A 6401-nucleotide genomic window follows, 5' to 3' on the forward strand; every position below is an offset into this window, starting at 1 on the left:
AAAGAGCGCCAGTCCTCTTATTACAATCGTCTTTACTAAATAAATTATAAAGGGGTAAAAATCCAATGAAATTCAGAGTATTATTTTTAACTATTACCATTCAAAAAAATAAACTGTCTGAGTCTGATATGCTTCATGACCAACAAATTGAACATGCTATGGACAACGTAAAAGAACGACAAAGTCATTATTGTAGTCACCTGTAATTCCTATTCGAAAGGAGGAATTCACGTATGAAGTTTCACCTTTTCTTTTTAACCATTACGATTCAAAAAGAAACTATATCTGCAAATGAAGCAAAACAAGAGAGACAGTATAAAAAGATTATAGATGAAATTCGTGATCGTAGAAGCAAGTACTACACTCACCTATAATTGTTTGAACTTATATTAGAAATGAAAGGAGTCGATTATGATGTTAATGACGCGGTGTAAAGAAATGATTTGGATAGTTCAGAGGGATTCCACATAGTTTATAAAGTTTATTTAACAAAAAATTATCGCCTGATTTGACGTGTGAAAAATATATAATAATAAGTATTTCATACACTCTAAAAAAATAAAAGATACACCACTTTTTGCGGTGTATCTTTCTCAACATATTCTATTTCCGTTTACTTCGTTTCGTCTTAAACAATCTCACTAAGTTCGAAATAACTGTTTTCGTTACCGCATAAACAGGCACTGCTAAAATCATTCCGATAATTCCCGCGAAATTACCTACCCCTAAAATAAGGATGATAATTGTTAACGGATGGATGTTTAATTTCGAGCTCATAATACGCGGTGAAATGATGTTACTTTCAAACTGCTGTACAATTGTTACAATAATAATTACGTACAGAGCTTGCATCGGAGATACGAACAGCCCTACAATTACAGCTGGTGCTGCTCCGATAAATGGACCTAAGTTCGGAATTATATTTGTAAATGCTGCGATAATCCCTAAAACGAAAGCATACGGTAAACCGATAATTAAATAACCAGTAAATGTAAAGGCACCTATAAATAAACAAACGAGCGCTTGCCCTTGAATATATGCAGATAATGTTTCGTTCGTTTCCTTTATGATACGAAGTCCTTCTTCACGGTAAGACTCTGGTAATACACTAACAGCTTTTCCTGGAAATGCATGTCCATCTTTAAACATATAAAATAAAATGAACGGTACTGTAAAAATAACTAACGCCACGTTCGTGATAATACCAAATAAAGCCGTTGCACTCGACGTAATTGTGTTTGGTATTTCCTTTAAGTATTCAATCGCATTTTTCTCAATTGTTTCAATGGAAACGTAGTTTTGTGTAGATAACCATTCAAATAACCTATGATGGGATAGATCTTGTATGTATACTTTCCCCTCTTTTATATAAGTCGGCATGTTTTTCACTAAATCCATTAGCTGTTGTGAGATGGTTGGAACAACTACTCCAATAGCAACTCCAGTTAATGTGATGATAAAAAGATACAGTAGTAAAATCGCTAAACCTCTAGGTACTTTTTTATTCTCCAAAAAGACTAACAATGGGTTAAATATGAAGTATAAAAATAACGCGATTAAAATTGGGAAAAATAATGTTGATATGAAGATACCAATCGGTTGAAATAGAAACGATATTTTTGTGCAAATAAATATAATTCCTACAACCATCAGCACTTCTAATGTCCAAAAGTGCACTTTCGATTTCAAAAAAACGTCCTCCTTTAAACTAGCACTTCTCTTCATTGTACCAAATTAAACTTAGATTTCACATAATATTTTCCTTTACAATATTCCAAAATCCCATTAAATACACTACAATGAGATTACAGACAAATTTGCAGGTAAAGGTGATAAATATGACACAATGCATCATTTGCAGAAAAGATACGAAAGAACTTAGTGAACAATATGTCATTCCAGAGATATTATGTGGATATTATTTCACAAACTCAATTTGTGATTCCTGTCATGAACATATGACAACAAATATTGACCGTCCTTTAATTAGACATAAATTAAGTCAATATAAGATTGAGCAAATGAAAAAACAAATCGACTCCCCTCTCTATACGAATGAACATGGTGAGGAGCTAGCAGCCGCTGAGACAGATGTAGTCGAAGTAAGTGATGAGATACTTTATTCTAATGCATTAATTATGAAACTATGTAAAAAGCACGATATTTCATTACATAATGAAATTTGGAAAGAAGAGCGCGTAACAAAAGTAGCTAGTTCTATTCAACGTGAATTGCTTTTAGATAACCGTAAATATAAGATGAGTGTATTAAAAATGGCCTATACTTTTGCTGTACAAACAATTGATGGCTACTTTGACGATCCAGATGCGATTGATATTTCTACCATTCTATTAAATGCCGATTTCATGGAATTAAAGGAAAAGAGTATCGTTCGTGACTTAAGCAAAAGCTCTTTATGGAATACATTAAATACAACGAGCGAAAACCATTACTTTATTTTACTTAGTGATAAAGACGGTCTGTTCTGCTTCATTCGCCTATTTGATATTTTTGATGTTGTTGTTCATTTATCAGAAAAGAGATACAATCTTCCATCACCAATTGTCGGCGTAAATAATGTAGACAAAAAAGGATTTTTTGTGGAAAGTTTAAAACAGTATATGGATGGGCTATTTAAAGAAACTACACGTTCTATTTAATCCACATAAGAACATACGGTCTCCTTTCTTCATGAAAAGACACTGTGTTATAATGAGTGTGAAAAGAACAATACAATCACATAAAACAATTAAAAACTGTATATAAATAAAAAAGACTAGTGTGCGGCTACACACTAGTCCACGTAACTTAGCAGATTGGATTGTTCATTTATCCTATTTGTTTTGTACAAACACAACAACCCACATTCTATAGGCATAGGTGGGTTGTTATTTTTTGAGCTTGTCAATTAAGACGACAATAAACGTTAACAATGCAATGAGAAACAGTCCACCTTGCAGTAACAACGTAATTTCACTCACTTATTATCACCCCCCTCCTACTCGGAGAAGTGATAATTGAACAACCAACCGTACCATAAGTTACCTCTTAATTTTATCATATTTTTTAATTGTTTACGACGAAAACCCGCAAGCTATTAAGTTGCGAGTTTTTTTATTTTCCACTATTTTTACTCCTATTTCAACTTCTCCATAACCGCATCATAAAATTTCCGTTCATCGTCTACATTTAAGTGCACACGACTTACTGTTTTAGAAAATCCATATAACAACTGTGCTTTAATTGGCTCTTTTAACGTTATTTCAAAAGTTGCAGGTTCTTTTATAAATTCCATAACAGTTGCGTCAAGAACCTCTTTCTCTTCTTCTTTCGTTAAAGGTTCGCCTTTATAAAACGCAATGTTATCAATTTGTGTATATGGTATAACGATTTTCTTTCCTAATCCAATTTGAATGATCACTTTTTCTTCCGCAACGATAATTGGATTTTTACGCATCGCTTGGATTTCAGCTAAAAAATAAAACATCGCATATATGTTCAAAATGAGTAAAATCCAAGCTATAACTGGATTCCATTGATGAAGTAAATAATGAAAACCGATACTTTCAATTAATGTTGCATGAATAATCATGATATAAACACCTATTGCACCGGTCTTCTTATGATATGAATATGTGAATTCATTTTCTAGTACTTTTTCACGCCACGATAAAAAAGCATAATAGAGTAATTTACACTCTGTTAGAATGATATTTACCGTCTTACTTCTCTTCATATTAACATCAAATGCTGCATCAATCGCATAAGAAAATGAAGAATACTCACTTCGATATTCTTTATATCGTTTTATTATTTTAGGAAGTACTCTTATAATTTTATACATAAGAAACAGTTCAAAACATACAAACGCAATTTCTCCAGCAACTATTACATACGAAACAAATGAAAAAGCTTGTAAATAATCACTAGGAATTATAAATCTTGCGAATACGTATCCAGCTATAACTACAGGAAACATATACGTTAACGAATATCTTTTCCGTATAATAAAGAAATATGTGATAACCGGAATTACAAACATAAAATCTAATAATGAACCGAGGACTACTTCTTTCGGGGCAGCTGGTACTATTGGAAGGGCATACAATAAATAGTTTGATAACATAATTAAAGATATGAGCCCAATCCAAATGCCTTTTCGCCTTCGTGAAATTGATGGATTCATTCCTTCTCTCCTCTATTCAAAAACCTCATTTAAATGATCTTTATAAAATGAAATGGCACGTTCAAATTCTTTTACTTCCTCTATTTTTACGACCATTTCAAGTAGTAATTTCATCGCGGATTCATGATCGTTTACGTTATATTTTGCTAATGATAAAAATACTTTCATCACGTCATTTTCGGGGAACTTCTTTATCCCTGCTTCTAATACAGTAATAGCTTTATCATATTCCCCTATACAACGATACGTACTGCCAAGACCGATATACGCACCGCGAAGTGATTCACCATCAAGTCCGTTCGCAATCGCCTGTTCATAATACGGAACCGCCTCCATTTCAAGCCCCATGACATCATGTATCCAAGCGCATTGATATAGCACTTCTGCATCTCTCGTAAAATTTGTTAATCCTATAAGTATCTCTCTAGACTGCGCATATTTCTTTTCATTTCTAAGTTTAATAGCTTGCTTTAATAAATGTTCCATACAATCCACTCCTCACAAAATGTTCATTATGCATATATCATGTATTACACATTTACGAGCAGCTAATGGCCTATTCCATTGATTTGATTCAATTTAATACTTAGTGAGGGATACGTTCCCCCACTAAGTTAATATTAACTCCATTATATACTATGCGACTGCAGCTCTTTCTAAAAGCTTAAATTTACATCGCAGTAATACGATTGCATAAATGCTCTAACATATTGACAATTTCTTTTGCAGTTTCATCTTTCCCATTACATAACTTCACATTACCATCTTGTCCAATGACGTGATGCACGGCGCCGCGAGAATATAAAGAATGCGGTGAGTTCGCTACCATCACACTCGCTTTTGCACCTTCCATTCTTTTGCTTGCTCTTTCAATAAGTTCTGCTTCATTTACATCACTTTCAAGTTTAAAGCCAACGAGTATCGTTTCTGGATCCCAACTCTTTATTTGTTTTAATATTTTTGGCGCTTTTTGAAAATGAATAATTGGTGCGATATCACTTGAAATCTTTCCGTTCATATTAAGAACATTTCCATCTTGATCACAAATTTTTTCGACAACCCAATCTGAGCCAGCTGCAGCCATAATAACTGCATCTACTTTTTCATGTGTAATAATACTTTTCATCTTATCTTGTAAATCAATAATCCCCTCAAATGGGTGCAATTCTAATTGGTTATTTACATCCATTGGCTTCTCAGCAAAGTAGCCATGCAAATATATTACATTTGCTCCTTTTGTCATTAACTCTTCTGCAATGATTCTTCCAATCGTACCTTTTGCTAAATTTGTATGTCCGCGTACTTGATCCCATTTTTCTAGGCAACCGCCGCTCGTAATTAATACTTTTTTCCCCTTCATAATAACCATCCCTTACTGATTTTTCGCATGAAACCACTCTGTTCCAAAGTCAACTGCATCACGTTGCCTCATAAAGCGGCACGTTGCATTCCCTATCTTCCCACGGGTAACTGTTCCTTTACGCTCATATTCAACTCCGATTTCTACAAACGTGTCAGAATCGTAATCCATTTCAACGAATTCTTTCCATACTCTTACCCCTTCTTCTATAATAGGCGCTCCTACCTTTATTAACTCACGTGCACCTGTACGTACCTCAGATAAATGTATGGACGTATTGGAGTCATAACCGACACCAAGTAATAATATGTATCCATCTAAATCGTATATTTTTCGTAATGGCGATTCTTCACCAAAACTTATGGAAAGTGAATGATTCGCTGTAATTTCTTCTGCGTGTTTCCCCCATGCTGCAAAACTACTGAGCGGATGATTACTGCGCAATACATTCGGATATGTACGAAAACATTCAACTACTTCTCCCATTGCCCTTGTTGGTGTTATACGTGGGTCAAATGCTGGGACGTTATCCCGAATAATTTGCCACCAGTCTTCTGGTACAGGTGGTCTTGACCAATGTTTTGGATCGGATAAGTCTGAAGATTGGGTTGGCATAATGATTGTTCCCTCTTCCGTAATGACTTTCATTAACGCCTCTACTACTGCAACTGCTCCGCCAGATACCCAACCAATCGAACTTAATGATGAATGAACAATAACTGTCATTCCCTTTTCTATTCCTAATTCTTTTAAATCATTTGTAATTGTTTCGATTGTATTTGGAAATTGTGTATTCGCCACTATTTCATTCATTTTCACGATTGTTCCCCCATTTTACTTTAAACTAATACATAC

At 34.1% G+C, this 6401-nt stretch carries 9 protein-coding genes; 3 read left to right on the plus strand and 6 right to left on the minus strand.

Annotated elements, in window-relative coordinates:
- The first annotated feature begins 65 nt into the window (after positions 1–65).
- Both AB3X48_RS15780 and AB3X48_RS15785 read left to right on the plus strand, forming a co-directional pair.
- Positions 66–206, plus strand: coding sequence for a YrzI family small protein (locus AB3X48_RS15780; RefSeq protein WP_002161432.1), 141 nt, complete (start codon positions 66–68; stop codon positions 204–206).
- Between the two features lie 27 nt (positions 207–233).
- Entirely contained in the window at positions 234–374 is a 141-nt protein-coding gene (locus AB3X48_RS15785) for a YrzI family small protein (RefSeq protein ID WP_002200161.1), read from the plus strand.
- 229 nt (positions 375–603) lie between these two features.
- Here the strand turns inward: AB3X48_RS15785 and AB3X48_RS15790 are convergent, their stop codons facing one another.
- On the minus strand, positions 604–1689 hold the full coding sequence (locus tag AB3X48_RS15790) for an AI-2E family transporter (RefSeq protein ID WP_002161430.1): 1086 nt from the start codon (positions 1687–1689) through the stop codon (positions 604–606).
- A gap of 149 nt (positions 1690–1838) precedes the next feature.
- On the opposite strand from AB3X48_RS15790, the gene AB3X48_RS15795 reads away from it, so the two are divergent.
- Positions 1839–2660, plus strand: a complete 822-nt coding sequence (locus AB3X48_RS15795; protein WP_002110427.1) for an HNH endonuclease — start codon at positions 1839–1841, stop codon at positions 2658–2660.
- 228 nt (positions 2661–2888) lie between these two features.
- On the opposite strand, the gene AB3X48_RS15800 is transcribed toward AB3X48_RS15795, so the two are convergent.
- The 5 genes from AB3X48_RS15800 to AB3X48_RS15820 form a co-directional block, all read right to left on the minus strand.
- Entirely contained in the window at positions 2889–2981 is a 93-nt protein-coding gene (locus tag AB3X48_RS15800; protein ID WP_087945754.1) for a putative holin-like toxin, read from the minus strand.
- A gap of 155 nt (positions 2982–3136) precedes the next feature.
- Positions 3137–4186, minus strand: a complete 1050-nt coding sequence (locus AB3X48_RS15805) for a hypothetical protein (RefSeq protein ID WP_016105151.1) — start codon at positions 4184–4186, stop codon at positions 3137–3139.
- A gap of 12 nt (positions 4187–4198) precedes the next feature.
- Positions 4199–4672, minus strand: coding sequence for a tetratricopeptide repeat protein (locus AB3X48_RS15810; RefSeq protein ID WP_002161428.1), 474 nt, complete (start codon positions 4670–4672; stop codon positions 4199–4201).
- Between the two features lie 184 nt (positions 4673–4856).
- Entirely contained in the window at positions 4857–5546 is a 690-nt protein-coding gene (locus AB3X48_RS15815; RefSeq protein ID WP_016105152.1) for a phosphopantothenoylcysteine decarboxylase domain-containing protein, read from the minus strand.
- A gap of 12 nt (positions 5547–5558) precedes the next feature.
- Entirely contained in the window at positions 5559–6359 is an 801-nt protein-coding gene (locus AB3X48_RS15820) for an AAC(3) family N-acetyltransferase (protein WP_133059503.1), read from the minus strand.
- Positions 6360–6401: the final 42 nt, after the last annotated feature.

The sequence above is a fragment of the Bacillus sp. S4 genome, assembly GCF_040838205.1.
Taxonomy (GTDB): domain Bacteria; phylum Bacillota; class Bacilli; order Bacillales; family Bacillaceae_G; genus Bacillus_A; species Bacillus_A cereus_U.